The sequence below is a fragment of the Dactylosporangium vinaceum genome, from assembly GCF_019904175.1.
Classification (GTDB): Bacteria; Actinomycetota; Actinomycetes; order Mycobacteriales; family Micromonosporaceae; genus Dactylosporangium; species Dactylosporangium vinaceum.
Window position 1 is genome coordinate 11,899,405 of sequence record NZ_CP061913.1, and the last position, 26,437, is coordinate 11,925,841.

At 71.0% G+C, this 26,437-nt stretch carries 21 protein-coding genes and 1 pseudogene; 8 read left to right on the forward strand and 14 right to left on the reverse strand.

All coding sequences use genetic code 11. The features are described 5' to 3' along the window. Nucleotides 1-2: 2 nt before the first annotated feature. The 3 genes from Dvina_RS53680 to moaC are packed head-to-tail and all read right to left on the reverse strand — an operon-like array spanning nucleotide 3 to nucleotide 2,091. Nucleotides 3-1,178, reverse strand: a complete 1,176-nt coding sequence (locus Dvina_RS53680) for a molybdopterin molybdotransferase MoeA (protein ID WP_223100233.1) — start codon at nucleotides 1,176-1,178, stop codon at nucleotides 3-5. Continuing rightward, nucleotides 1,175-1,666 (reverse strand): MogA/MoaB family molybdenum cofactor biosynthesis protein, encoded by a 492-nt coding sequence (locus Dvina_RS53685; protein ID WP_223100236.1) that lies wholly within the window; start codon nucleotides 1,664-1,666, stop codon nucleotides 1,175-1,177. The genes Dvina_RS53680 and Dvina_RS53685 overlap by 4 nt, the downstream gene beginning before the upstream one ends. After that, nucleotides 1,663-2,091 carry a cyclic pyranopterin monophosphate synthase MoaC gene (moaC, locus tag Dvina_RS53690; protein ID WP_246656713.1) on the reverse strand — a complete coding sequence of 143 codons (429 nt, stop codon included), beginning with the start codon at nucleotides 2,089-2,091 and terminating at the stop codon, nucleotides 1,663-1,665. Before moaC ends, Dvina_RS53685 begins: the two co-directional genes overlap by 4 nt. A 398-nt stretch (nucleotides 2,092-2,489) precedes the next feature. Between moaC and Dvina_RS53695 the strand changes: the two genes are divergently transcribed. Next, nucleotides 2,490-5,024, forward strand: a complete 2,535-nt coding sequence (locus tag Dvina_RS53695; protein ID WP_223100239.1) for a putative bifunctional diguanylate cyclase/phosphodiesterase — start codon at nucleotides 2,490-2,492, stop codon at nucleotides 5,022-5,024. Continuing rightward, the gene (locus Dvina_RS53700; RefSeq protein WP_223106242.1) at nucleotides 5,021-6,226 is read left to right on the forward strand and encodes a glycosyltransferase 87 family protein; all 1,206 of its coding nucleotides are present in this window, start codon (nucleotides 5,021-5,023) and stop codon (nucleotides 6,224-6,226) included. Before Dvina_RS53695 ends, Dvina_RS53700 begins: the two co-directional genes overlap by 4 nt. On the opposite strand, the pseudogene dnaB reads toward Dvina_RS53700, so the two are convergent. After that, nucleotides 6,191-9,811, reverse strand: a pseudogene (gene dnaB, locus Dvina_RS53705) (replicative DNA helicase); the annotation flags it as partial. The gene Dvina_RS53700 and the pseudogene dnaB overlap by 36 nt on opposite strands. A 496-nt stretch (nucleotides 9,812-10,307) precedes the next feature. On the opposite strand from dnaB, the gene Dvina_RS53710 reads away from it, so the two are divergent. Together Dvina_RS53710 and Dvina_RS53715 are read left to right on the forward strand one after the other, a co-directional pair. Then, the gene (locus Dvina_RS53710; RefSeq protein ID WP_223100241.1) at nucleotides 10,308-10,970 is read left to right on the forward strand and encodes a hypothetical protein; all 663 of its coding nucleotides are present in this window, start codon (nucleotides 10,308-10,310) and stop codon (nucleotides 10,968-10,970) included. A gap of 91 nt (nucleotides 10,971-11,061) precedes the next feature. After that, nucleotides 11,062-12,588, forward strand: coding sequence for a vWA domain-containing protein (locus Dvina_RS53715; protein WP_223100243.1), 1,527 nt, complete (start codon nucleotides 11,062-11,064; stop codon nucleotides 12,586-12,588). A gap of 242 nt (nucleotides 12,589-12,830) precedes the next feature. Here Dvina_RS53715 and rplI read toward each other — a convergent pair whose 3' ends face one another. From rplI to Dvina_RS53740, 5 genes are all read right to left on the reverse strand, one after another. Further along, nucleotides 12,831-13,280: a 50S ribosomal protein L9 gene (gene rplI / locus Dvina_RS53720; protein ID WP_223100245.1), complete on the reverse strand. Its 450-nt coding sequence runs from the start codon at nucleotides 13,278-13,280 to the stop codon at nucleotides 12,831-12,833. Between the two features lie 12 nt (nucleotides 13,281-13,292). Beyond that, complete coding sequence (gene rpsR, locus Dvina_RS53725; protein WP_223100246.1) at nucleotides 13,293-13,532, reverse strand: 30S ribosomal protein S18; 240 nt, start codon at nucleotides 13,530-13,532, stop codon at nucleotides 13,293-13,295. 20 nt (nucleotides 13,533-13,552) lie between these two features. Continuing rightward, nucleotides 13,553-14,104, reverse strand: a complete 552-nt coding sequence (locus Dvina_RS53730) for a single-stranded DNA-binding protein (protein WP_223100248.1) — start codon at nucleotides 14,102-14,104, stop codon at nucleotides 13,553-13,555. A 117-nt stretch (nucleotides 14,105-14,221) separates the two neighbouring features. Beyond that, nucleotides 14,222-14,512, reverse strand: a complete 291-nt coding sequence (rpsF, locus tag Dvina_RS53735; protein ID WP_223100250.1) for a 30S ribosomal protein S6 — start codon at nucleotides 14,510-14,512, stop codon at nucleotides 14,222-14,224. A 244-nt stretch (nucleotides 14,513-14,756) separates the two neighbouring features. Continuing rightward, nucleotides 14,757-15,620, reverse strand: coding sequence for a hypothetical protein (locus Dvina_RS53740; RefSeq protein WP_223100252.1), 864 nt, complete (start codon nucleotides 15,618-15,620; stop codon nucleotides 14,757-14,759). A 212-nt stretch (nucleotides 15,621-15,832) separates the two neighbouring features. On the opposite strand from Dvina_RS53740, the gene Dvina_RS53745 reads away from it, so the two are divergent. Continuing rightward, entirely contained in the window at nucleotides 15,833-16,606 is a 774-nt protein-coding gene (locus Dvina_RS53745) for a deoxyribonuclease IV (protein WP_223100254.1), read from the forward strand. A gap of 64 nt (nucleotides 16,607-16,670) precedes the next feature. Here Dvina_RS53745 and Dvina_RS53750 read toward each other — a convergent pair whose 3' ends face one another. Continuing rightward, a complete protein-coding gene (locus Dvina_RS53750) occupies nucleotides 16,671-17,384 on the reverse strand; it encodes a hypothetical protein (protein WP_223100256.1) in 714 nt (237 codons plus the stop codon). Here Dvina_RS53750 and Dvina_RS53755 point away from each other — a divergent pair. Next, nucleotides 17,332-19,254 (forward strand): hypothetical protein, encoded by a 1,923-nt coding sequence (locus Dvina_RS53755; RefSeq protein ID WP_223100257.1) that lies wholly within the window; start codon nucleotides 17,332-17,334, stop codon nucleotides 19,252-19,254. The genes Dvina_RS53750 and Dvina_RS53755 overlap by 53 nt on opposite strands. Nucleotides 19,255-19,655: 401 nt before the next feature. Here Dvina_RS53755 and Dvina_RS53760 read toward each other — a convergent pair whose 3' ends face one another. Then, nucleotides 19,656-20,258, reverse strand: a complete 603-nt coding sequence (locus Dvina_RS53760) for a TetR/AcrR family transcriptional regulator (RefSeq protein ID WP_223100259.1) — start codon at nucleotides 20,256-20,258, stop codon at nucleotides 19,656-19,658. A gap of 61 nt (nucleotides 20,259-20,319) precedes the next feature. On the opposite strand from Dvina_RS53760, the gene Dvina_RS53765 reads away from it, so the two are divergent. Continuing rightward, entirely contained in the window at nucleotides 20,320-21,804 is a 1,485-nt protein-coding gene (locus Dvina_RS53765; protein WP_223100261.1) for an MFS transporter, read from the forward strand. On the opposite strand, the gene Dvina_RS53770 is transcribed toward Dvina_RS53765, so the two are convergent. Together Dvina_RS53770 and Dvina_RS53775 are read right to left on the reverse strand one after the other, a co-directional pair. Then, a complete protein-coding gene (locus Dvina_RS53770; RefSeq protein ID WP_246655919.1) occupies nucleotides 21,791-23,287 on the reverse strand; it encodes a glycosyltransferase family 87 protein in 1,497 nt (498 codons plus the stop codon). The genes Dvina_RS53765 and Dvina_RS53770 overlap by 14 nt on opposite strands. Before the next feature lie 4 nt (nucleotides 23,288-23,291). Beyond that, on the reverse strand, nucleotides 23,292-24,503 hold the full coding sequence (locus tag Dvina_RS53775; protein ID WP_223100262.1) for a glycosyltransferase family 87 protein: 1,212 nt from the start codon (nucleotides 24,501-24,503) through the stop codon (nucleotides 23,292-23,294). Nucleotides 24,504-24,680: 177 nt separating this feature from the next. Here Dvina_RS53775 and Dvina_RS53780 point away from each other — a divergent pair, with 177 nt between their 5' ends. Next, nucleotides 24,681-25,160, forward strand: a complete 480-nt coding sequence (locus Dvina_RS53780) for a peptidoglycan-binding domain-containing protein (RefSeq protein WP_223100265.1) — start codon at nucleotides 24,681-24,683, stop codon at nucleotides 25,158-25,160. Between the two features lie 50 nt (nucleotides 25,161-25,210). On the opposite strand, the gene Dvina_RS53785 is transcribed toward Dvina_RS53780, so the two are convergent. Continuing rightward, nucleotides 25,211-26,425, reverse strand: coding sequence for a helix-turn-helix domain-containing protein (locus Dvina_RS53785; RefSeq protein ID WP_223100266.1), 1,215 nt, complete (start codon nucleotides 26,423-26,425; stop codon nucleotides 25,211-25,213). Nucleotides 26,426-26,437: the final 12 nt, after the last annotated feature.

The window sequence follows — 26,437 nt, forward strand, 5'->3', positions numbered from 1 at the left end:
TATCACGACAGCGGCACCAGCTGCGCGACGTCGCCGGCGTGCCCCTCGCCGCCGGGCGGGATGACCGCGAACCCGACCGAGCCGGCCAGGCCGCGCAGCATCGCCGAGCCGACGTGCCCGACCGGGTGTGCGCGACCGTCGACGAGCGTGACCAGGGCGAGGTGGGTGAAGTCGCCGCGGCCCGGGACGTCGGCGCCGAGGGTCACGGTGGACAGCTCCGGCCGCTGTCGGCCGGCGAGCCCGGCGAGCAGGGGCAGCACCAGCGAGACCAGGGCGACGAACGTCGACTGGGGATTGCCCGGCAGACCCGCGACGAACTGGCCGCCGGGGAGCTGCGCGACGAGCATCGGGAAGCCGGGGCGGACGGCCACGGTGTTGACGACGTAGCGGGCGCCGAGCTCGGCGAGCGCCGGGTGGAGGTGGTCGACGGGGCCGTGCATGGTGCCGCCGGTGGTGCAGATGAGCTGCGCGCCGGAGTCGACCGCTTCCTGCAGCGCGGCGACGTGGGCGTCGAGGGTGTCGACGACCGGGCCGCGGGCCGCTGCGACCGACGCTCCCGCGCGGCGCAGCCAGGAGGGCACCGACGGCCCGAGCGCATCGCGGACGCGCCCCTGCCCCGGCGGCCCGGCGGTGAGGAGCTCGTCGCCGAAGACGAGGACGGCGGCCTTCGGCAAAGCGCGACAGGCCAGGGTGTCGTACCCGCACGACGCCGCAAGTCCGATGACGCCCGGCGTGACCGGGGTGCCGGCGGCCAGGAGCTCCTCACCGGCGGCGGCCTCTTCGCCCTGGCGGCGCCAGTCGGGCAGCTTCCGCGGCTCACCGCTGACGAGGCCGTCGGTGGTGCTCGAGTCCTCGATGCGCACGACCACGGTGGTGCCGGCGGGCACCATGCCGCCGGTGGCGATCTCCACGCAGGTGCCGTCCTCGGTCAGCGGCGCGGCCGTGTCGCCGGCGAGCACGCGCCCGGCGATCCGCCACGGTGCCGGACCGCGCGCGGCCCAGCCGTCGACGCTCGAGGTCGGGAAGGCGGGCAGGTCGGTGAGCGTCACCAGGGGCTCGGCGAGCGTGCGGCCGTCGGCTTCGGCCAGCGGTACCGACTCGGAGGCTTTTGTGATTCTGCTTTGAGCCGCGGTGAAGACCGCCTCGCGGGCCGCCGTCCATGCGATCGGGATCGTCACGCTGGAAGCGTAGTCGGTTGCGGGTGATCGCCACCGCGAAGCTGATCGACCGCGTGGCGCAGCACCGGGCCCAGCACGTGCAGCCCATCCTTGGCCCCACCCCGCGACCCGGGCAGGTTGACGACAAGCGTGCGCCCGGCGACTCCGGCCAGGCCGCGCGACAGGATCGCGGTTGGCACCTTGGCCGCGCCGGCCGCCCGGATCGCCTCGGCGATGCCCGGCACCTCGTAGTCGAGCACCCGCCGGGTCATCTCCGGCGTGGCGTCGGTAAGCGTGACCCCGGTGCCGCCGCTTGTCAGCACGACGTCGGCGCCTCCGGCGACCGCCTCGCGCAGCGCGGCCTCGACGGGCGGGCCGTCGGGCACCACGACCGGCGGGCCGACCTCGAACTCGAGCGCCCGCAGCCCCTCGACGAGCAGGGGTCCGCTGGTGTCCTCGTAGATCCCCGCGGCCGCCCGGTTGGACGCCACCACGACAACTGCCTTCACGCCCGCTCCCACACCCCGGTCTTGCCGCCCTCTTTGCGCAGCACCCGGACGTTGTCGATGGAGGCGGCCGGGTCGACCGCCTTGATCATGTCGATGAGGGCCAGCCCGGCCGTCGCGACCGCGGTGAGCGCCTCCATCTCGACACCGGTGCGGTCGGCGGTTTTGGCCACCACCTCGATTTCGATTGTCTCGTCACGGAGCGTCAATTCGACGGTCACACCGTGCAAAGCAATCGGATGACACAGTGGAATCAGATCCGGAGTGCGCTTCGCGCCCATGATTCCGGCAATGCGCGCAACCGCCAGAGCGTCACCTTTCGGAAGCGCTCCGTCACGCAGCAGGGCGATGACTGCGCTGGTCGTGCGCACGAGCCCGGCCGCGACGGCTCGGCGCGCGCTCACGTCCTTGGCTGTGACATCGACCATTCGCGCGGCACCCGAAGCGTCGACGTGACTCAACTCGTTTGGCACACAGAAGAGCTTAGTGAGCGGAGGCGGAACACCGGCGGATGCTGCACCCTAAGGACGACTGAGTCGATTTTCCTATACGGAGCGTCACGTTCGCGTCGGCAAATCGTGACAAAGCCCGTTATAGTTCGCAAACTATGATTCGACGGACAAATCGTTTAGGGCATCTTGCGTTTTGCACCCTAGGCTGCGTTCAGCACTTAGAGCTTCGATGAACTTCGATATCCGGTGCTAAACGGGGCTCATATCCGCGACGCGGCCTATAGGGGGCGAAAATGCAGAAGGATCACGTCTGGCTCTGACCCCGCTACGGGTTGACAAGCCAGCGGCGACATCGGCGACGATGAAGCCGAGCGATGCAGACAACACCGCGAACCGACGACGCGACCAACCGGCGCCTGTGGCGCCTCGTTGGTCCCGTCGTCGTCGGCGGGTCCGCCTCCGCCCTGTGGGCACTGTGGAGCATCTCGACCCGCCCGGCCCAGGTCACCGGCCTCGCCGTGCTCACCCTCGTGGTGATCGGCAACTTCTTCACCGTCATCGAGGTCCGCATCCGATCGGCCCGCGACGGCATCCATCCGATCACCGCAGTGATCACGCTCGCCGCCGTCTTCCTGCCGGCCGCGGAGATGATCCTGGGCGCCGCGTGCGGCCTGTTCCTCTCCCTGCTGATCCGCCGGGTGTCCGATCCGGTCAAGATGGCCTTCAATGTCGGAAAAGAAACTCTTTCCGCGACAGCGGCCGCCTTCGCCGCGTACAGCGTCGGGGTCCAGCCGATCCTGTTGAATTCCGCATTCTCCATTTCCGAGGTCATACCCGGACTTCTGCTGGCATTTGTCGCATATACCGTGGTTGACGAGGTCGTGGCCCAGGGATTGTTCGCGATCGTCACGCACAAACCGTTCCGGCAGCTCCTCTTCGCCAACTTCGACGTCCGGCTCCTCACCCGGTTCGGGCAGGCCGGCGTCGCGCTGGCCACAGTCGTCGCCTACCGCGTCAGCGAGTGGCTGCTGCTGGTCCTGCCGCCCCTGGCCGTCGCCATCCACCTGGCCTTCGCCAACAAGACCCGCACCCGGCAGGGCAACGAGGCGTGGCAGCGGCTGGCCGAGGCGACCGACGAGTTCAACTCCGTCGACCAGACCGACGTCCTCTACGCGGCCGTGCGCCGGGCGACCGACATCTTCTCCACCGACCAGGCGGAGGTCGAGATCCGGCCGCCGAGCGGCGAGGCCCGCCTGGTCCGCAGCGACGGCCGGGACATCCTGTTCGACGGGCACCCGCACGACGCGCCGCCGGCCGAGGGGTACCTCATCCCGGTCGCCCTGGAGAGCTACCGGGGCGACGGCGACCTGGGCGAGCTGCGGCTGCGCTTCCGCGGCGCGGGACCAGTGCGGTTCAACGACCGGGAGCAGTACACCCTGCGCACCTTCACCGCCGCGCTCTGCACCGCGATCCGCAACGCCGCGACCTTCGCCGAGACCCAGCGCCTCGCCGACAGCCATGCCCGCGCCGCCGCCCAGGACCCGCTGACCCGGCTGGCCAACCGGCGGCGGCTGCAGCAGTACGGCGACGAGATCCTCGCGGGCAATGCCGGGGTGGTGGGGGTACTGCTGATCGACCTCAACCACTTCAAAGAGGTGAACGACACCCTCGGGCACGCCGAGGGTGACCGGGTCCTGGTCGGCGTCTCCGAGCGCCTGGCCGCCGCGGCCCGCCCCGGCGACCTGGTGGCCCGCTTCGGCGGCGACGAGTTCGCGGTCCTCATGTCCGGCCTGAGCGCCCCGGCCATCGCCGAGCTGCGGGCCCACGCCATGCTCGACGCGCTCGCCCCGCCCATCGAGCTCGACGACATGCGCATCAGCGTCGAGGCGACCTGCGGCGTGACCACCGGCACCGGCGGCAGCGTCGGCGAGCTCCTGCGCCGCGCCGACATCGCCCTGTACCAGGCCAAGCAGGAGGGCCAGCGGGTCGTCGTCTACGCACAGTCCCGCGACACGGCCGACGTCAACAGCCTCGCCCTCGGCGGCGACCTGGCCCGCGCCGTCGCCGAGCACCAGTTCACCGTCCACTTCCAGCCGATCGTCGACCTGGCCAGCGGCAAGGTCATCGCGGCCGAGGCCCTCACCCGCTGGCAGCACCCCGACCGCGGCCCCCTCTCGCCGGACCGCTTCCTCGGCGCCATCGAACGCTCCGGCCAACTCGCCGCGTTCGCCGACGCCGTGCTCGACCAGGCCCTGATCGCCGTCACGGACTGGGCCGACGCCGGGTACTCCATCCCGGTCGCGGTGAACGTGTCACCGCGCAGCCTGCTCGACCCGAGCTTTCCCGACGCCGTCGCCCGCCGCCTGGCCGCGCACGGCGTGCCGTCGAGCTCCCTGGTCATCGAGCTCACGGAGTCCGTGACGCTCAGCAAGCTCGAGGTCGTCGACGAGGTCCTGGCCGCCCTGCGCGACCAGGGCATCCGGCTGGCCCTCGACGACTTCGGCACCGGCTTCTCGTCGCTGGCGACGCTGGCTCGGGTGCCCGTCGACGAGCTCAAGATCGACCGCTCGTTCGTCGCGGCGATGAACGCCTCCGCCCCCGGCGCCGTCGTCCGCTCGACCATCGACCTCGGCCGCAGCCTCGACCTGCTCGTCGTCGCCGAGGGCGTCGAGCGCGAGGACCAGCGCCGCCAACTGTGGGAGCTCGGCTGCCCGGCCGGCCAGGGCCACCTCTTCGCCCGGGCCATGCCCGCCGACCGCCTGCTGGCCGCCCTCGACCGCGGCGCCGGCCACCTCGCCGCTCCCCTGCACGACACCGGCGCCGTGATCCGCATGTCCCGCAGCCGCCGCACCCGCCGCACGACCCAGGGCGGCACCGCCGAACCCCCGGGCCGCGAGCGCTCCACCTGACCCATTGGCAGAATGGTCGGATCGCTACCGACCTGCGCCCGCGTCTGATCGACGCCGTCTTCTACGCACTGTGCGCCGCGTTCGCCGCCGTCACCGCGCTCACCTCGACGCTGCTGCCCCACCGGGCGTGGGGCGCGATCGCCTGGATCGGCTACGCGGCCGGCGCCGCGCTCGTCCTCCTCGGGGCTCGCCGCCTGGTCGTCTGGCTGCTGTTTGCCGCCACCGCCCTGCTCCCGCTCCTGGTCGAGTCGATCCAGCGCGCGTCCGGGCGCGCCGACCGGGCCCAGGAGGAGGTACTTGTCGTCGAGCACATGGGCGACCGCCTGCTCCACACCGGCACGCCCTACTTGTCACCGGCGGCGATCGCCTCGCTGCCCCCGGAGGAGCGCCTGCTCGGCTACGCCCCCTACCAGCCCGGCATGGCGATCTTCGGCCTACCGCGCGCCGCGTTCGGCCAGGCGTGGTGGACCGACGCCCGCGTGTGGTTCTTCGCCGCCACGCTGTTCTGCCTCGTGTACTCCCTCAGGCTGCTCAACGCCCGCACGCACCGCCTGACCCAGGCCGTGGCCGTCCTCCCGCTGTGCACCCTGACCCTCGCCACCGGCGGCGACGACCTGCCGGTCCTGGCCCTGTGCGTGCTGGCCCTGGCCCTGGCCTCACGCGACCGCTTCGTGGCCGCCGGGGTCGCGGTGGGCCTGGCCGGCGCCCTCAAGCTCTTCGCACTGCCGGTGGCCCTGGTCCTGCTGGTCCTGGCGCTGCCGCCGCTGGCCCGCGCGCTCCGCTTCGCCGCCTTCGCGTTCGGCATCCCCCTGGCCGCGCTCGGGCCGGCGCTCATTGTCGACGCGGACGCGTTCATCGAGAACGCCATCCGCTTCCCGAGCGGCCACGGCCTGGTGACGAGCCCGGCCCAGTCCCCGCTGCCGGGCCACCTGATCGCCACCGCCTTCCCGGCCGGCCGCACGATCGCGCTGGCGCTGCTGCTCCTGGCCGGCGCCGTCATCGCCTACCGGCTGTATCGCCGCCCCCCGCGGACCGCCGCGGCCGCCGCCCTGTTCACAGCGGCCGGCCTGACCGCCGCGATCATGCTCACGCCGACCACGCGCTTCGGCTACCTCCTGTATCCGGCGGCCTTTCTGGCGTACTGGTGGGACCAGCGCCAACGGCCGTCAGATGGCCATGTCGACGAACCGCGACAGGTGTAGCTGCGCCGCCACGGTAATCGAGTCGGTAGGCCCGTTTCGGTGCTTGGCCACGATGAAGTCCGCCTCCCCGGCCCGCGGCGACTCCTTGTCGTAGTAGTCGTCGCGGTGCAGCAGGATCACCACGTCCGCGTCCTGCTCGATCGAGTTGTGGGTGGCGATGCCGTTGGCGACGAAGTTGTGCAGGCCGGGCACCGTCGCGTCGTACACCTCCTGCTCACCGATGCTCTCGATCGAACGGATCTCGTCCCAGCACACGTCGTTCGTCGCGTGCAGTTCGAGGTCCGCCCGGTCCAGCACGGCCGCCACCTGCGACAGCCGCGACCGGCTCGGCGAGCGCTCCCACTGGCGGCGCCCGCCGGACCGCGTCCCCATCGCGGCGGCGAACTCGGGGCGCGGCGCGCCCTGCCCGTGCAGGATCGCCCGCACCGAGCCCCAGACCTCGTCCGGAATCGTGTCGACGTCGGGACTGCCCGGCCGGCTCTCCAACCGGGCGCGCAGCATCTCGCACGCGATGCCCCGGGCGCCGTGCACACCGATCTCGCGGACGAACCGGAGCTGATCGTCGCGGTCCGACAGGTCGAGGGTGAACATCGCCGGGAGCGGCGTGGTGCTGCTCGTCGTGATCCGGCCGGTGATCCCGAACCGCAGCAGCAGGCGGGCCACGCCCCGCACCATCGCCTCACTGGTCGAGGCGTAGTGGACCCGGCCGCCACCGCCCGGGCGGTCCGGCGCAGCCGCTGTCACCGAGCCGTCCGTCGCCCAGAGGTGTCGCAGGAGCAGCCGGACCTGCTCCTTGGGCAGTGAGAACACCCGCTCGGGCAGGGACTTCTCGGCCGAGCGCCGCCCGAGCGTGCGGGCCAGCCGGACGACCTCGTGCTCCGGCCACGGCGCGATCTGCAGTGGCGGCGGCACATGCCGCGGCGCCGCGATCCGGTCGCCGACGGCGAGCTCGCCGAGCGGGGTCCAGCCGCCGAACGTCAGGAACGGATGGTTGGCCGTGGCCTCGATGACCTTCCCGGACGCCAGCCGCATCCGGAACACCTCTTTGCGCCCGCTCGGGAAGGCGTGCGTCATCGTTCGCGGCACGTACTGCAGCTTCTCGTTGAGCGCCCACACCGGAACGTCCCGCGCACCCGACTCGAGCAGCTCGCCGAGCGTCGTCTCCGCATTGGTGTCCGCCCGCAGGATCCGCGTCCCGGCCGTCAGGCAGCCCGACTCACGCAGGTCGGACAGCTGGGGCCGCTTGTCGGTGCGCTGCTCGGGGCCACGGTTGAGCTGACTCACCGCGACCACCGGGCACTCGACCTCCTTGGCCAGCAGCTTGAGGCCACGGGAGAGGTCGGCGACCTCCTGCTGCCGGCTCTCGGTGCGCTTCGGGCTGGTCATGAGCTGGAGATAGTCGACGACGATGAGCTTGAGGTCGTGCCGCTGCTTGAGCCGGCGCGCCTTGGCCCGGATCTCCATGAGGTTCATGCTCGGCGTGTCGTCGACGAACAGCGGCGCCTCGCTGATCTCACCCATCCGCCGGGCCAGCTTCGTCCAGTCGTCGTCCGACAACTGCCCGGAGCGCAGCACGTGCAGCGGCACCCGCGCCTCGGCCGAGAGCAGCCGCATGACGATCTCGACCTTTGACATCTCCAGACTGAAGATCGCCGACGCCATGTTGTGCTTCACCGACGCCGCCCGGCTGAAGTCCATCGCGGCTGTCGAGTTGTGGGTGGGGATCATCGCCTCGCCGGCGAGATACAGGTGGTCGGCGTTGTCGACCTGGACGCAGCGGACCGGCACGCTCGCGACCGGCCGGACGGCGACGATGTATCGCTGCCCGGCCCGGGCCGTGCTCGTCGGGCAGCGCCGCGCGCGCTGGGCCGCGAGCTTGCGCTCGAGCCGGAACACGCCGTCGGCGGCGGTGAAGTGCAGGTCGTAGGCGATCGAGGTGGCGGGCGTGTGCCCGTCGACCCGGCGCTCGGTCATCGTGCAGCGGTAGCCGAGGCTGACGACCAGCTCGCGCACGTCCCGGGCCAGGCGCGCGTTCGCGGACGTGAACCGCACGTTGCCCGCGGCCGACACCGCGCCCCGGGCGTCGAGCAGCCCCGCCAGCAGGGCGCGCCGCTGCGGCTCCGAGCCGCGCAGGTAGTCGACCGGAATGTGCTTGCCGCCGAGCACCCCGAGCGCGCACAGGTCAGCGGTGAGCGAGCCCTCCTCCGGCCGCCCGCGGCGGATATCGGCCGGCATCGGGTGGGCCGTGCTCGGGACCACGGCATACCCCTCGGCCTCGACGAGCGCCACGACCTGCGGGTCCGTGGCGGTGAGCCGGGCCGCGCAGGGGTGTCCGTCGCCGAGCCAGGCGCCGAGCGTGTAAGGCCCCACCGGCAGCACGCGGTCGGGCAGCTGCAGCGCGGCCGTGGTCGGCACGGCGTGGTTGGGGCGGCCGTCGGCCGGGTGCCGCAGCGTGGCCGCGATCTCGGCGGTCGTCACGGTCTCCGGGCGGAGCACCGTCGCTGCGGCGTTCATCGTCCGGGCGACCCGCCGGCCCGGCTCGCCGGTCGGTGCCTGGCGCGAGTATGTCCGCATCGACCGCCGCCCCGGCCGCCCCGCGCTCGTGCGGTCGCGGACGGCGGCGCCCGTCGTGACGACCTCGTGCCCGACACCGTGGAGCACGGGCCGCAATCGCTCGCCGACCGCGGCCGCCCACTGCGGAGTCGCCGGCCGGCGGTGGGAGGCTCGGGTGGTCGTCACCCAGAGGTGCTCGGCGTCGGCGACGATCACCGAGCCGTCGGAGAACTCGACCTCGTAACAGGGGCGGTCGTGGAGCACGTCGAAGGCGTTGACGATCGTGGTGGGCCGCCCGTCGGCCCCGAGCAGCCGGTCGCCCGCCTTGACTCGGCCCATCGTGGTCCAGCCGGAGGGCGTCGGGAGCGGGGTGTCGAGGGCCAGCGCCTTCCCGAGACCGGGGCGACCGGCGACGATGATCAGCTGGCCGGCGTGCAGGCCGTTGAGGAGGCGGTCCAGGTCCTGGAAGCCGGTCGGGACGCCGGTCATCATCCCGCCCTGGGCGCCGACGGCCTCGATCTCGTCCAAGGTGGGCTGGAGCATTTCGGCGAGGACGGCGAAGTCCTCGCTGACGCGCTTCTCGGTCACGTCGTAGATCGCCTGCTGCGCGAGGTCGACGACGTCGTCCACGTCGCGGCCGCCCTCGGCGCTGGAGCCGTAGCCGAGTTGGACGATGCGGGTGCCGGCCTCGATGACGCGGCGCAGGACGGCGCGCTCGGCGACGATGCGGGCGTAGTAGCTGGCATTGGCCGCGGTCGGGACCGCGGTCATCAGCGTGTGGAGGTAGGGGGTGCCGCCGATCTTCGCGATGTTGCCGGTGTCAGTGAGCGCGGCGGCGACGGTGACGGCGTCGGCGGGTTCGCCGCGGCCGTAGAGGTCGAGGATGGCGTCGTAGATGACGCTGTGCGCCGGCTTGTAGAAGTCCTGGGTCTTGAGGATCTCGACGACGTCGGCGACCGCGTCCTTGCTCAGCAGCATGCCTCCGAGGACGGACTGCTCGGCGGCCACGTCCTGGGGCGGGGTGCGCTCGAAGGTCTCGGCGCCGCCCGACGGCCGGTCGCCGCCCTTGTTCGCGCCTTTGCCGCCGCCCCCACGGCGCTCGCGGTTATCGGGCGCGGGCCCCTCGTGGTGCTCCTCCGGTGGCGGTTCCTCGTCCCACGGATCGCTCCGCCTGCCTTCGGTGATCGACACTTCCGCCCCCCAACGCCGTACCTTGCAGGCCCAAGTAGACCTCGGGGGTACGACAAAAACTCGCAGGCGCGAGGACGCGCCCGCGCAACCGTATGGGGCGACTGGCGTTGATGAAAGTTAACCGGTGGACAACTCTGCGGACAACCTGTGGACGGAGGCCCCAGACCTTGGGACAGCCTGTGCATACGCCTGTGGACAACCTGCCATAACGGCAGCTTAAATGGCCTCTGAGCTGGGCCTACCGTGTCCACAGCCTGTGGGTTGGAAAAAGCCGCACACGGATTTTTCGGCTGGACGACCGATTGCGAAAAGGTCACGAATGGGTGACGCTCCGGCAGTGAGTTACCCGGATTGGGATCGGCCGCGCGGCCGGCGCGACCAGCCGATGCCCGAGACGGGACGGTGGGATCCCCGACAGGAGCGATGGATCCCCCAGCAGCGGGTGCCCGAGGACGACGACTACGGCATCGAGCCGTACCCGGCCCGCTCCGACCCTTCCCGCCGGCCCGGTCAGGGCCGGGTGCTCGACCACGACGAGTGGGCCGACGCCGAACGCCGCCCGCGCCGCCGGCTGCCCCTCCCTCCGCCGCCACCCAGTGAGCGGGTCGAGGATGAGGACGACGACGAGGACGACGAGGACGAGCCGGACCAGCGCAGCCTTTACATCGGGTCGTTCATCTCGACCGCGTGCTGGTATCTCATCCCGTTCGCCGCGTATGTCGCCTGGGCACTGACCCTGCCGGACGACCCGCGGCCCGGGTGCACGACAGCATTCGGCCTGCCCTGCCCGTCACAGCACGACGAGGCCGTCTCGAACATCAGCCATCTCGTACCGCAGCTGGCCGTCTCGATGGCCCTGAGCATCGTGGTCGCCATGATCCTGGGCAAGGTCACGGCCGGCTGGCGGCCCTTCGCGATCGGTTTTGCCAGCGCGGTCCTGGGAGCGGGCCTGGCCACGGTCGGTTTCGCGGTACTGGCGACGCAGGATCTGGGTCTTTAGAAAATCAAGGTTCGGTCACCGAAGGGTCACGCCGGGATCCGCCCGGTGAGTGCTGCCGTCAGACCTGCCAAACGGCTCTGAGGGAGGCACGATGGCACGAGGACTCCGCGCCGCCGCGATGCTGGCGCTCGCCGCCACACTGCTGGCGGCCTGCAGCGCGAGCGGCCCGAACGCGAGCAGCGACAGCGGCAAGAACGCCGCGCCGCCGGTGTACGGGCCGACCGGCACCCCCGAAGGGCTCGCCGGCGGCGCCGCGACGCCCGAGAAGGCCGGCGACGCCGATCGCGCGGCGGCAGGCGAGATCGCGGCGGCCGACCGGCCCGTGTCGACGTTTGCGGTGGACGTCGACACGGCCTCGTACAGCTTCGCGAAGCGCACACTGGAGTCGGGCCGGCGCCCGGCGGCGAACACGATCCGCCCGGAGGAGTTCATCAACTCCTTCGACCAGCAGTACCGCGAGCCGACGGGCAACGGCTTCGCGATCAACACGGACGGCACGCGGCTGCCGGCCACGCATCGCGGCGCCGAGGACAACGCCCGGCTGCTGCGGATCGGCCTGCAGACCCGCGGCGGGTCCGACGCCAACCGCCCGGACGCGGCCCTGACGTTCGTCGTGGACGTGTCGGGCTCGATGTCCGAGCCGGGGAAGCTGGACCTGGTCCAGCACGGCCTCGACACGCTCGTCGACCAGCTGCGCCCGACGGACTCGGTGGCGCTGGTGGCGTACTCCGACAGTGCCGAGGTGCTGCGCCCGATGAACTCGGTCCGCGACCGCGAGGCCGTGCACTCGGCGATCGATCGCCTGAAGGTCGCCGGCAGCACGAACCTCGAGGCCGGCCTGCGGCTCGGGTACGACACGGCCCGCAAAGGCTTCCGTGGCAACGCCACGAACCGCGTCATCCTGCTCTCCGACGGCCTGCCGAACGTCGGCACCACCGACGCGACGCCCCTGGTCCGCGAGGTCCAGGAGGCCGCGGCGAAGCAGATCTCGCTGCTGGGCGTCGGCGTCGGCAGCGACTACGGCGACCGCTTCATGGAGCAGCTCGCCGACAAGGGTGACGGCTACGTCGTCTACGTGAGCACCGAGGCCGAGGCCGACCGCGTCTTCGTGCAGCAGCTCCCCGCCACTGTCGCCCTGCGCGCCCTGGACGCGAAGGCGCAGGTCGAGTTCGACCCGAAGACCGTCATCTCGTACCGCCTGATCGGCTACGACAACCGCACGCTCTCGGCCTCGCAGTTCCGCAACGACCGGGTCGACGGCGGCGAGGTGGGCCCCGGCCACGCGGTGACCGCGCTCTACGCGCTCCATCTGCGCGCGGGCGCGGAGGGCCACCTGGCCGACGTACGCGTCCGCTGGCAGGACCCCAAGACCCGCGAGCCGAGCGAGCTCTCCGAACCGCTCACGGTGACCACGCTCGACCGCGACTTCACCGAGGCCGCCGGCCCACTGCGCGTCTCCTACGCCGCCGCCTACCTGGCCGAAGTGCTCCGGGCCAGCCAGTACGCCGAGGAGGTCCGCCTGACCGACCTGCTGAAGATCGCCCAGTCCGCCGGCGACTCCGCCCAGGTCCATGGCCTGGCCACCATGATCAGCGACGCCGCGTCCCTGTACGGCTGACCGATCACCGCGCGGCGATCACCGGGCCGCCGGCTCGGCCGAACGCTGATGTGGCCCGCCGGCCGGCATCCGGCCGGACCCGACGAGGCGCCGTCACGCGTCCAAGCCGTCCGGAAGCGCGGCCGGCCGAGGGCTGGACGGGCGAAGCGAAGCCCCGGGGGGGGCGGCGGTCGGAAGGCTCACGAAACGCGAACGGGCCCCGCAGGACGAGTGTCCTGCGGGGCCCGAGCGTTGTGCGCGTCCTACTTGGCGGCCGTGACCTTCAGCGTGAAGACCGCGGCGACCTCCGGGTGCAGCTTGATCTGCACCTTGTAGTCGCCGACCGACTTCACGTGGCCGGGCAGCTCGAGGCGGCGGCGGTCAAGCGCAGGGCCGCCGGCCTTCTGCACGGCCTCGACGACCTCGGCCGGGGTGACGGAGCCGTAGAGCCGGCCCTCGCGACCGGCGCGGACGGCCAGCGAGACCTTGAGGCCCTCGAGCTGGGTCTTGACCTCGTTGGCGTGCCCGAGGTCGCGGATCTCCCGGGCCGAGCGGGCCCGCTTGATCGTCACGATCTGCTTCTCGGCGCCCTTGGACCACGGGATCGCGAACCCCTGCGGCAGCAGGTAGTTGCGCCCGTAACCGTCCTTGACCTCGACGATGTCGCCGGGCGTGCCGAGGCCGGTGACCTCCTGGGTAAGGATGATCTTCATATCGCCGGCCCCCTAGCGCGTGGTCGCGGTGTAGGGGAGCAGCGCCATCTCACGCGCGTTCTTGACGGCGCGCGCGATCTGACGCTGCTGCTGGGCGGTGACACCCGTCACCCGCCGAGCGCGGATCTTGCCGCGGTCGGAGATGAACTTGCGCAGCAGCGCGGTGTCCTTGTAGTCGATGTAGGCGATGCCCTCCTTGTCGAGAGGGTTCACCTTCTTCTTCGGTTTGCGCAGGGCCGCAGCCTTCGCCATTGCTCTTGCTCCTGATGCCATTAGAACGGGGGCTCGTCGTCGAAGGAAGAGTTCGACCTGCCGCCGCCTCCGCCGCCACTGCCGCCGGCGGCCGGGGTCGCGTTGGCCCACGGGTCATCGTTGAACCCGCCGCCGCCACCACCGCCTCCGCCGCCGGAGCCGTTGCCGCCGGAGCCGAAGCCACCGCCGCCACCACCGGAGCTGCGCGACATCTTCTGCACCTTGGCAGTCGCGTAGCGCAGCGAGGGGCCGATCTCGTCGACCTCCAGCTCGATGACGGTGCGCTTCTCGCCCTCGCGCGTCTCGTATGACCGCTGCCGGAGCCGGCCGGAGACAATGACTCGCGACCCGCGGGTCAGCGACTCGGCGACGTTCTCAGCCGCCTGGCGCCAGACCGTGCAGGCCAGGAACAGCGGATCGCCGTCCTTCCACTCGTTGGTCTGGCGGTCCATCGTCCGAGGGGTCGAGGCCACCCGGAACTTGGCCACCGCCGCTCCCGACGGAGTGAAACGCAACTCAGGATCGTCGGTCAGGTTGCCTATGACCGTGATCGTCGTATCTCCCGCTGCCATATGAGTCAACTCCTCGCGCGCTGGTATGTGGCCACCATGTCACAGGGGTACGACAGTTTTCGGTCGCGCCCTGTGGGCCGGGGCCGGGCGAAGCAGATCGATCTCGCCCGAATCCGCTTAGCGGACCTCGGGCCGGATGACCTTGGTGCGCAGCACGGACTCGTTGAGTCGCAGCTGACGGTCCAGCTCGGCCACGCTCTCCGGCGATGCCTGGAGGTCGATGACGGCGTAGATACCCTCGGTCTTCTTGTTGATCTCGTACGACAGGCGCCGACGGCCCCAGACGTCGAGCTTCTCCACCGAGCCACCCGACGTCCGAATCACGTTCAGGTACTGATCGAGCGACGGTGCGACGGTGCGCTCCTCGAGACTGCCGTCGAGGATCACCATGATCTCGTAATGACGCAAGACTTTCTCACCTCCTACGGGCTAAGCGGCCGCGGTCCATCCGCGGCAGGAGGTCGTGCGTCGTCCACCGATCTGCAGACCGATGGACCGAACCAGAGTACATGCTGGTGCGCCCGGACGTAAAAAGCGCCGGACGCAAGAGACCGCGGGGCGCGTCATCCGCTTCGTTGGGTGGGACCTGGGGAGGAACGACCACACCGGTGCTTTGGATGACTGCGCCCCGCGGAGCTATATAAATTGTACCTTAAGCGAAGCTAGCCCGTGATGCCCGTTGCGCGATAATCGCCCGAATGGCGGCAATTCCTACACCGACGACGCACACCGTCGCGACGAGCGCCAGCAGCCCGGCCGGGCCGTTGCTCGCCGGTCCACTGGCGGCCACGGGCTGCTCGACGGTGACCCGGTCGTCGACCGGTGCACTCGGGTCCACGCCAACGGCCGGCGCCGCCGCCGCACTCGGGTCGATCAGGGCCGGATCGATGGGCTCGGTGCCGGTCTCACCCGCACTGTCCGCGCCGGCCGAACCGGCCGCACCCGGGGTAGCGGTCGGCGTCTTGGCCGAGCGCGAACCGCCGGAGCGGTTGGTGATCACGCCGTTGGCCGCACCGGCCGCCGCGCCCGCGGGCCCGTTCGCCGGTCCGGTCGTCTTCACCGCACCGGGCGCCTTGGCCTGGGGCTGGGCGGCCTGGGCGGTCGCGCCGCCGGCGGACGGGGGCGGCGTGGTCACGCCGACCGAGACGGGCTTGAACTGCTGCACCACGCCGACGCCGCAGTCGAAGGTCATCGCGACCTCCACCGGTCCCTTCTTGAACAGCACAGGGACCTGCTGGTTCGGCTGTACCGTCGCGACGGACCTCCCGTCCACCTTGAGCGACGCGTCCTGGCCGAGGCGGTTGACGAAGTTGACCCGGGAGTCGGACGGCACCGACACATTGCCGGTGTTCGGCTCCGACTTGCAGACCAGCAGGCTGAGCACGCTGCCGCCGGAAAACTCGATCGACGGGGTCTCGGGGGCCGCGCTCACCGGGCCGGCGCCCACGGTCAGGGCCGCGGCGGCGATCGCCGCGGCGGTAGCCGCCAGACGGACTGCCGTTCGGTGTCCAGACAAGGTAGCCATACCAGTAGCCATCCAGGGTTGGGGGAATCTGTCGGGGTGGCCGTTCCATCGAGCCGGTTGAGCACTGCGCGATCACGAGCGGCTACGGACGTAACGACGCGATCGGCGAGACGGTGACGGAAGACCGGCATTCCGGACGCATCGGTCGGCCGGCCCGAGGCGGGTCGCGCGAAGTGTCACACCCACGTCGTAGGCTCTGCGGCATGCGAATCGGTGCTCACGTCGACCCCGCTGAGCCGCTGGCCGAGGCCGCCGCCCGCGGTGCCGACCTCATCCAGTTCTTCCTGACCGACCCGCAGGCCTGGACCGATCCCAAGGATCGCGAGGACGCCGAGGCGATACGCACGGCCGAGATCGACGTCTATATTCACGCGCCTTATCGGATAAACGTCGCCTCGTCGAACAACCGCATCCGCATCCCGAGCCGGAAGCTGCTGTTCAGCCACGCGGCCGGCGCGGCCAAGGTCGGCGCCAAGGGCCTCATCGTCCACGGCGGCCACGTCGAGAAGGCCGACGGCCTGGACGCCGGGTTCGACAACTGGCGCAAGACGTTCGCCTACGCCGCGGAGCAGGGCGGCTTCGCCACCCCGGTCCTGATCGAGAACACGGCCGGCGGCGACAACGCCTGCGCCCGCCGCTTCGACAACCTGGCCCGGCTGTGGGACGCGATCGGCGACTACGAGGTCGGCTTCTGCCTCGATACCTGCCACGCCCACGCGGGTGGCGAAGACCTGCTCGACATCGTGGACCGGGTCAAGGCCATCACGGGCCGGATCGACCTCATCCACGCGAACAACTCGCGCGACGGCTTCGACTCCGGGCGCGACAGGCACGACAATATGACATCGGGCGAGATCGATCCGGAGCTGATCGTCGCGGTCATCCGCGCGGCCGGCGCACCGGCCCTCGTCGAAACTCCGGGAGGCGCCGAGGGTCAGGGCGCCGACATCACCTACCTGCGGGAGCGGCTGGCGTGAGCAACGTTTCGTCGGATTCGGTACTGCCAGTGCCTCCCGGCTCCGCCTCATCCCCACCTCCGGGTCAGGACCCCACCGCGCCCTCCGGCACCCACGCCAAGGGCCCGAACGGCACCGGCTCCGCCGCCACGCCCGCCGCGGACGAGAAACTTTCGGCCGCCGCGCCCGCGGACGCCCCCGTTTCAGATAGCGCCGAACCCAAGACCACCACACTCGAAACCGGCGCCTCGCCGAGCGCCGCCGACACCGCCCCGCTCGGCGCCCCCGAGGTCACGACGGCCGACACCACGAATGTCGGCGGCGGCGAGGTGACGACCGCCGACGCGGGGCCGACGGACGCCGCGGCCGTCACGTCTGGCCAGTCGGCCACAGCCCGCAAAACGCCGGTGCGGAGGGCGCGCCCGCCCAGGCCGAGCCGGCGAAGCCGAGACGCGGCCGGCGCGGCGGGCATCGAGGGCACCGCGACGGAGGCGTCGGCCGCCGCGGCGAACACGACAGCGGTGAACACGAACACGACGGCCGCGAACACGAACACGACGGCCGGCGGGACGGACTCGGCACCTGCGACCGCGAACGCGGCGGCCACCGAGACGGACGCGACGGCGGTGAACGCGGACGGCGCGGCGGTGAGGGCGAACGACGCGGTTGTGGACGCGGACGGCGCGGCGGTGAGCTCGACCGACGCGGTCGTGGACGCGGACGGCGCGGCGGTGGACGGCGCGGCGGTGGACGCGGACGACGTGGCGGTCGGTGCGGGCAGCGGGACCAGGAACGGCAAAAAGAGCGACGCGGACGCCGAGGGAGAGCGGGACGGGAAGGACGCCGAGGGCGGCGAGCCGACGGACCCGTTCGGTGCGTTCGCGCCCGAGCCGGAGTTCGTCCCCGGGAAGGTCGGCCGGATCACCCGGACGGGCGGGTCGGTCGTGGCGCGGCTCCTCGTCCACGAGTGGACTATCGTCGCGATCGCTTCCGTGCTGCTCGCGGTCATCATGACCTGGCCGGCGGCGCTGCACCCGGCGACGACCATCCCGCAGGACATCTGGGACCCGACGCTCCAGGCGTGGCAGATGTCGTGGGCGGGGCACATCCTCACGACCGATCCGCTGCAGCTGTGGCACGCCAACGCGTTCTATCCGGACCAGTACAGCTACGCGTTCTCCGACACCCTGCTCGGGTATGCCCCGGCCGGCATGATCGGTAGCGGGCCCGAAGCGGCGATCGTGCGGTACAACTTCGTCTTCATCTTCATCTTCGCCTTTGCCTTCTTCGGCGCCTATGCGCTGGTCCGGCAGCTGGGGGCGGGGCGCACCGGCGCGGCGGTGGCGGGCGCGGCGTTCGCGTATGCGCCGTGGCGGCTCGGGCAGGCCGGGCACCTGCACGTCCTGTCGATCGGCGGGATCGCGCTGTCGCTGGCGATGCTGGCGCGGGGGCACGGGTTCTCGCTCACGAAGGGCTACGAGCCGGCCAAGCGGCGCTGGGGCTGGGTGGTGGGCGGCTGGCTGGTCGCGGCCTGGCAGATCAGCCTCGGGTTCGGCATCGGCATGCCGTTCGCCTACGCGCTGCTGATCATCGTGCTGGTCACCGCGCTCCTCTGGCTGTTCCGGCAGATCTTCCGCTGGGGGGAGCGCCGGCCGTTCGGCTGGAAGCTGTTCTTCGCCAACCTCGGCGGCGGGCTGATCTTCGCCGCGGTGAGCGGGATGATGGCGTACCCCTATCTGCAGGTCCTCCAGCTCCACAAGGAGGCCAAGCGCGACGAGGGCATCATCAGCCTGTTCTCGCCCCCGCTGAAGGGCTTCTTCATCTCGCCGCCGGAGTCGTGGCTGTGGGGCGACGCCTACGCGAGCGCGCGCTCGACGCTCGGCTGGGCGCCGGAGATGGCGCTGCTGCCGGGCTTCTTCCTCTACGGGCTCGCGTTCGCCGGCCTATTCGTGTCCGTCTGGAGGCTGAAGCACCGCATCTACCTCGGACTCGGCGTGGTCCTCACGACGATGCTCGCGATGGGCAGCAACGGCCCGGGCCACGGCGACTACGGCTACATGGCGCTGTACCGCGTGCTGCCCGGCTTCGAGGGCATCCGCACATCGGGCCGACTCATGGTCTGGGTGACGCTGTTCCTGGCCCTGCTCGCGGCCGGTGCGGTGAGCGCGTTCGCGGACCGCGCGGTCGAGCTCTTCGCCGACCAGACCCAGTCCGACGTGGGCACCCGCGCGGGAGTGTGGCGGCTCGTCACGCTGATTCCGCTCGTACTCGTCCTGGCCGAAGGCATGCACAAGCCGGGCCCGAACCCGGAAGTGCCGGTGTCGCCGGTCGCGATGAGCACCTTGCAGGCGCCGCTGATGGTCCTGCCGACCCACGAGCTCCTGGACATGAACGTCATGCTCTGGAGCACCGATGGCTTCCCGAAGATGGTCAACGGCGGCAGCGGCTTCACTCCCGACGACCAGCAGATCATGCGGCTGAACATGCAGCAGTTCCCCGACGAGGCCACCGTCGGCCAGCTCCGCGAGCTGAAGATCCACACCGTGGTGGTCCTCCGCGACCGAGCCCAGGGCGGCGAATACGCCAAGTCGATCGACGCCCCCATCGACGGCCTGGGCATCTCCCGCACCGAGCAGGGCAACGTAATCCTGTACAAGATCGACGGCTGACCACGCGCGAGGTCTCCGACCGGCCGATTCCCGGTCGGAGACCTTCCGCCCCACGCCGCCGCCCGCCCCGGCTCGCTGCCTCGGCCCGGCTCACAGCCCCGCCCCGGCCCGCCGCCTCGGCCCGGCCCGCCGCCCCGCCCGGCTCGCTGCCTCGGCCCGGCCCGCCGCCCCGCCCCGGCTCGCTGTCCCGGCCCGGCCCCCCGCCCCGCCCCGGCCCGCTCGCGGTGAGGTGATGAACGCCCCGCCGCGCGGTACCGGACCGGACCCTCATGAGGCCCCGCTCGACATGAGAACCCACCCGCCTGATCAGAGCCGATGCCCATCGCGGAAGTGGTCTCGTCGGCGGCGTTGACGTGGGTTCGGGTGCCGGGGGCGGGGGAGGGGTGGAGCGGAGCGGCCGGTCAGAGGCCGGCTCGGAGCAGGTCGAATGCCTGGTTGGCGTTGGCCACGGCGGTCGGGTACTGCTCGTCGGCCGTCGCCCCGGCCAGCAGGCGGTTGATGTTTTCGGTGATCAGGGCATTGCGGGCGCCGACGATCATGGCGGCGGCGGCGCGGTGGCGGAAGTCCTGGCCCAGCTCGGCGGCCAGGAGCTCGGCCTGGGCGTTGAAGCTCGTCAGGGCTCGCTGGGTGAGGCTCGGCGTGGCGAAGACCAGGCCCACCACGGCCAAGATGTTCGGCTTGTCGCACAGGCCGGTGCTCGGGTCGCGGGCGGCCAGGCCGGCCAGGAAGTGTCGGTGCAGGGCGTCGACCGGAGACTCGTCCTGCGCACGGGCGCGGACGATCTCCGCCGGGTCTCCTATGTGCTCCGACAACGGGCCTACGACCAGGTCTTCCTTGCTCGGGTAGTAGTTGAAGAAGGTCATCTTCGAGACCTCAGCGGCCGCCGCGATCTGGGCCACTGAGACGTTGTCGAAGCCGTACTCGACGAACAGCTCGATGGCCGCGTTCCACAGTGCCGAACGCGTCTGTGCCTTCTTGCGCTCTCGCAGCGTGTCCGTCGCCATGCGGGAAACTATACCAAGCCTAAACTTGTACTCGGTACAAACTTGTGCCTAGTCTAATGTCATGACAAAGCTCCAGCGAAAGATCGGCCTGCTGCTGTGCCTGTTCACGATCGTGCTGGCGATCCTCGACCAGAACATCGTTTCCTCGGCGGTCGTCCCGATCGTCAAGGAGCTCGACCCGCAGCACGGTGTCGAGCACGTCGCCTGGCTGGTCGCGGCGTTCGCGCTGGCGTCAACAGCGATCCTGCCGCTCTACGGACGCCTCGCCGACTCGTTCGGGGCCAAGACGGTCTGGCTCTCCGCGGTCGCCGTGTTCCTGCTCGGCTCGGTCCTGTGCGGGATGGCGCAGAGCATGGGGCAGCTCATCGCGTTCCGGGCGGTCCAAGGTCTCGGCGCCGGCGGGCTGATGAGCGTGACAATGGTCGTGCTGGCCAACCTGGCCGAGCCGGGGGAAGGCCGGGGCAGGAACGCCGGCATGGGCGGGCTCTTCGCCGGGGTCGGCATGGCGGTCGGGCCCTTCATCGGCGGCCTCTTCGCCGATCACGGCAACTGGCGTGGCATCTTCTACATCAACGTCCCGCTCGGGCTCCTCGTGATCGTCGGCGGGCTGTTCGTGATCAAGCTGCCGCCGGTCACCCGCAATACCGCCCTCGACCTGCCCGGTGCCGGGCTCGCGGCCGCCTTCGCGTCCGGGCTGCTGCTCGTGTGCGAGTGGGGTGGGCAGCGGTACCCGTGGACGTCCCCGGCCATCGCCGCGCTCATCGCGGCCACGCTGGTGAGCCTGGCGCTGTTCATCTGGCGCGAATCAGTCGCGGCACATCCCGTGCTCCCGCTGAGCCTGCTGCGCGACCGCACGATCCGCGGCAGCTACGTGATCCAGCTGCTCATCGGGGCCGCGATGATCGGGACAATGGTCCATTTGATGCTGTACCTCCAGGTGACGCGCGGTGTCAGCTCGTCCAGCTCCGGCCTGTACCTGGCGTTCATGGCCCTGGGCCTCACCCTCTCCGGGATGACCGGCAACCGGCTCCGGCTCACCACCCGGGCCGCCCTGATCCTCGGCACGTCCGCCGCGGCCGTGGCCGTCGGCGCGATCGCGCTCTGCGTCCACCTGGACGCGTCGCTCCTGGCGATCCGTGGCGCGCTGGTGCTGCTCGGCCTGGGCTTCGGCCAGCTCATCGGGCGCCTGATCATGGTGGTGCAGGACAGCGCGCCGGTTCACCAGCTCGGTGTCGCGACGACCGGCATCCGGTTCTTCCAGTCGCTCGGCACGGCGATCGGGGCGGCCGCGCTGGGCTCGGTGCTGACCCGGGTGTACGAGTCGCGCGGCGGCACGGCGAACGGCTTCGTGACCGGCATCGAAGTGGTGTTCCTCCTCGCGGGCGCGATCGTGCTGCTGGCCCTCCTGATCGCCGTGCGGCTTCGCGGTGCCGATGCGAGCACTGGCGGTACACCCGAAGAAAAACGGTCTGGCTCGAATGACATCGAGCCAGACCGATCTTGGATTCACGTGAAACGGACAGACCCTGAGGTCATCCAGTCTTGACAAGTTCGGGGGTCGCGGGCGGCGGTGGTGGCGGATCGAGCGCGGGCTCCTCGTCCTCGTTGTAGACGCCGCCGTCCGGGTCGCCGCCCTCGTAGGTCTGGCGGACGACGTCCTCCTCGGGGTGGCGGATGTCGCGGATGACGTAGCCGACCAGGACCGCGAGGGTGACCAGCCGCAGGATCGAGGCCAGCACGAACACCCCCTCGGGGAACACCTGGCGCCCGGAGGCACCCATGAGCTCGCCGTAGAAGGAGACGAAGTAGAGCACCTCGGCGACCTGCCAGGCCAGGAACGCACCCCATCGCGGCCGGGCGAGGACGGCCAGCGGAACGAGCCACAGGACGTACTGCTGGGACCACACCTTGCCGGTGATCAGGAAGGCGGCCACGATCAGGAACGCCAGCTGGGCCAGGCGTGGCTCCTTGGGCGCGGTGAGCCCGAGGATGAGCACGCCGGCGCAGCAGATCAGGAACAGGCCCAGGTACAGGATGTTCAGCGTGGCGTGCTCGGGGTCGACGTCCAGGTTCTGGAAGAACGGGAAGCCGTACTGCCCGTTGCCGCGCGGGAAGTGGGCGCCGATGTACCACAGCGTTCCCCAGTCGATCCCGCGCAATTGATTGAACTCCCAGAACTTGACCCAGGAGTCGTAGAAGAAGAACGCCACCGGCAGGTTGACGACGCACCAGGTGGCGATGCCGGCCCCGAGTGCGGTGAAGAAGTCCTTCCACTTGCCGGTTCGTATGCTCAGCACCAGCAGCGCGCCGAGGATGAGCACGGGATAGAGCTTGGCCGCGGTCGCCAGGCCGAGGAAGACGCCCGCGAGCACCGGTTTTCGTTTGGCCCAGTACGCCAGCGCCACCGCGGTCAGGCCCACCGTGAACAGGTCCCAGTTCACGGTGGCGGAGACGAAGAGGGCGGGGGCCAGCGCGAAGAGGGCCGCGTCCCAGGGTCGTCGGCGGCGCACCGCGAGCGTGGCCCCGACGGCCAGGATGCCGAACGCGCCGAGGACGACGGCGTTGACGTCGTAGAACGTCTGGCCGTCGTTCTGCACGATGCCGCGCTCGTGCAGGTTGTGCACCGGCAGGCCGAGGACGCCCATGAACGCGCCGGTCAGCACCGGGTACTCGACCTGGTGGTCGGCGTAGGGGACCTGGCCCTCGTTGAGGCCCTCGGCGTAGTACAGCGCGAGGACGTCGGTGTAGCAGAAGTACTTGTACTGCTTCATGTCCACCCACGCCGCGTCGCGGCAAGGGGCCTTCTGCATCCAGTGGAAGCTGAGCATGGCGCAGATGAGCAGCAGTACCACCCGGGCCGGGGTCCAGAAACGGCCGCCGCCGGGCAGCCGGACGCGGGACCGGACGGCATGGGTGCCGAGCGGGCCGCCGATCGACTCGGACAGGCCGTTGATGAAGCGGTCGGAGTTGGCGGGCTCGTCGACTAGATGCTCGGGTCGCGCACCGGCCTGGCCCTGGGTCGTCGGCATTGGGTCACCGTACCGTCGCCGGCTCAGAAGTCGATGCAAGGCCCGGCTCGACGCGGGAATCACTCCGGATCGGCAGTGCGAAGAGGAGGGCGACCATCAGCAGCAGGTACCAATTCTTGATGATGAATCCCTGGACGCCGTGGCTCCACGGGTCCAGCGGCAGCCCCTGCTCGAACCAGGACACCAGGCCGAGCCCGACAGTCACCGCGATCACCCCGGCCAGCCAGGCCCGCCGCCGGACCGCGGCCAGCACGATCATGGCGGGCACGAACCAGTAGATGTGGTGCACCCAGGTGATCGGGCTGACCAGACAGCCGACGATCCCGGTGATGGTCAGGCCGACGACCTCGTCGCCGGCGAGCGCGGCCGCGCGAGCCCTCCACAGGCCGAAGCCCAGCGCCAGGAGCACGAGCCCGGCCCAGATCAGGCGGTTGGGCTCGTGCGGCTCGGTCAGCCGGGCGAGCATGCCGTAGAAGGACTGATTGAAGGTGTACGCCGCGTTGCCCAGCCCTTCGCCCTTCCACAACGCGTCAGTCCAGAAGTCGATCGACGCTCGGGGCCCGATGGCCAACGCGACAAGGCTGGCCACCGCGGCGCTGACGATCGCCGTAAGGCCGGCCCGGTATCGGCGACTGAGCAGCAGGTACACGATGAAGATGGCCGGCGTCAGCTTGATCGCGGCGGCCAGGCCGATGAGCACGCCGGCCCAGCGACTGCCGCGAGGAAGCAGCACCAGCAGGTCGGCCAGGATGAGCACGACAAGCACCATGTTGATCTGGCCGAACGTGTAATTCTCACGGATCGGCTCGAGGGTGCTGATGACCGTCAGCGCGAGCACGAGCGCGAACGGCAGCTCCCAGCCCTTGCGTCGGGCCTCGGGGGCGAGCAGCCAGTAGGTGGTGACCGCGACCGCGGCGATCGTGATGACGCTGTAGAGGATCACCGCCCCGAGCCAGGGCAGCACCGCGAACGGCACCAGGACGAGCGCCCCGAACGGTGGATACGTGAAGCCGAGCTGCCCCTGGGTGTCGTCGGGCTTCGTGTAGTCGTAGAGGTCGTGGCCGTCGAGCCACCAGTTCACGGCCTGGCGGTAGATGCCGAGGTCGAACCAGTCGTGGCGGTTGCGGTACCAGATATGGCCGTACACGACCAGCGCCACGAACAGGCCCAGCAGCACCCACCGGACCACTGTCTTGCGCCTGCCCGACTCCAACACCCTGAAAACCTACCGCCGCGCGCATCGACGCCCGCACGAGCCCCACGTGCCCGATACCGGCAGACCAGATCGCCGGTCGAATCGCCTGTTTCGCATCGACGACCGTTGGGATTCTTGTGGCGCCGCTCACCACAGAGCGCAGGCGTGATAACACGCTCAGACAGGATTGGGGCGTCAATGCTCAAGGCGAAGGTGCAGCGCTTGATGGCCGTGGCCACCGCGACGGTGGCGGTCACCGGCCTCGGTGTCCTGATTCCGGAGACGGCTCACGCGGCCACACCGGCCTGCGCGAGCTACACCGTTGACCCGATCGACGCTCGGACCGAGTTCCACACACCCACCTCGGCCTACGGCAATCACCAGCGCAGCTGCTCGCTGCTGCAGGGCGCCAGCGGCTGGGGCGTCGTCGTGCTCCAGGAGGCGCTGTACGCCTGCTTCGGGCAGAACATCAGCCGCGACGGCTCGTTCGGCCCGGCCACCAAGCAGGCACTGAAGAACGCGCAGGGCGAGATCAACAGCCGGTACGGCGCGGGGCTCGCAACCGACGGCGAGTACGGCCCGAACACCGCCAAGTGGTGGTGGGACGCCGCATACACCCCCGGCGGCGGCGTGCAGCGCGGCGAGGCATTCTGCCGGGTGCATCTCGGCAGCCTCTGACCGACAAGCGCGACGAGACCGGCCCGCCGTCGGCGGCGGGCCGGTGTCGCCTACGCCGCCCGGGCGGGTGAAGCCAGCTCATCCGCGTATTCGCGGAGCAGGTCGGGCAGCGCGAACCCGCCGTCACGCGCCTCGACGAGGTGCGCCTGCAGCAGTTGGTCGAGCAGGTCGCCTTCGGCCGAGCCGCCGGCCGGGCCGGCCAGGGCGCGCGGGCCCTGGTGCCGGGCCAGCCAGAGCAGCAGCCGCTGGGCCGGCGGGTCGAGAGCCCGATACGACGCGTCGAACACCGGGCGCAGGGCCAGCCGCGGATCGTTGCCGATCCGGAGCACATCGAGTCGCCCGGATCCCTCCAGCCGCGCCGCCAGCTCCCTCACCGTCGGGCCGCCGGGCTGGCAGAGCTTGGCCGCCGCGATGCGCAGTGCCAGCGGCAGGCGGCCGCACCGGACGGCGATCCGCTCGATCGAGCGCCGGTCGGTGTCGGGCCGCGGTCCGATCGTCGCGTCAAGCAGGGCGACCGCGTCGCCCGTCGGCAGCGGCTCCAGCCGGATGGCCGCCGCGTCGTAGAGCGCGGTCAGCTCGGGCAGGCGGTCGCGGCTGGTCACGACCACCGTGGCCGCGCCGCCCGGCAGCAGCGGCCGCACCTGCTCCGCGTCGCGGGCGTTGTCGAGCAGCACGGCGATCGGCCGGTCCGCGACGGCGGAGCGGTAGGCCGCGGCCAGCGCGTCGATCCCGTGCGGCAGCTCGCCTTCGCGGACGCCGAGGGCCTGGAGGAACGCAGTCAGCACGGCACTCGGCCGGGCGGCGGCGCGCTCGCCGAAGCCGCAGAGGTCGGCGTAGAGCACGCCGTTGACGAATCGCTGCTGCACCCGCCGAGCCCAGTGCAGGACGAGGGCGCTCTTGCCCACCCCGCCGAGGCCGGTGACGCAGACCAGCGCGGATGCTTCTGCGGCCAGCGCGTCGAGCCGGCCCAGTTCCGGCCGGCGGCCGACGAACACCCGGGACGCGGCCGGCAGCTGGGCCGGTCGATCGACGGGGCCGGGAGTGGCGAGCACCGGGCGCAGGAACGCGGCCCGGTCGTCACCGCTCAGCCCGAGCGCGTTCGCCAAGCGGATCAGTGTGTCGCGGCGGGGCCGGGTGACTCGGCCCCGCTCGAGGTCACGAAGGTTGCGGACGCTCAGCTCGGCCCGGGCGGCCAGCAGCTCCTGGCTCAGCCCCGACCGCGCCCGACAGGCGCGCAGCAACGCGGCGAAACCAGCTTCGCTCATACCCGTCCGCGA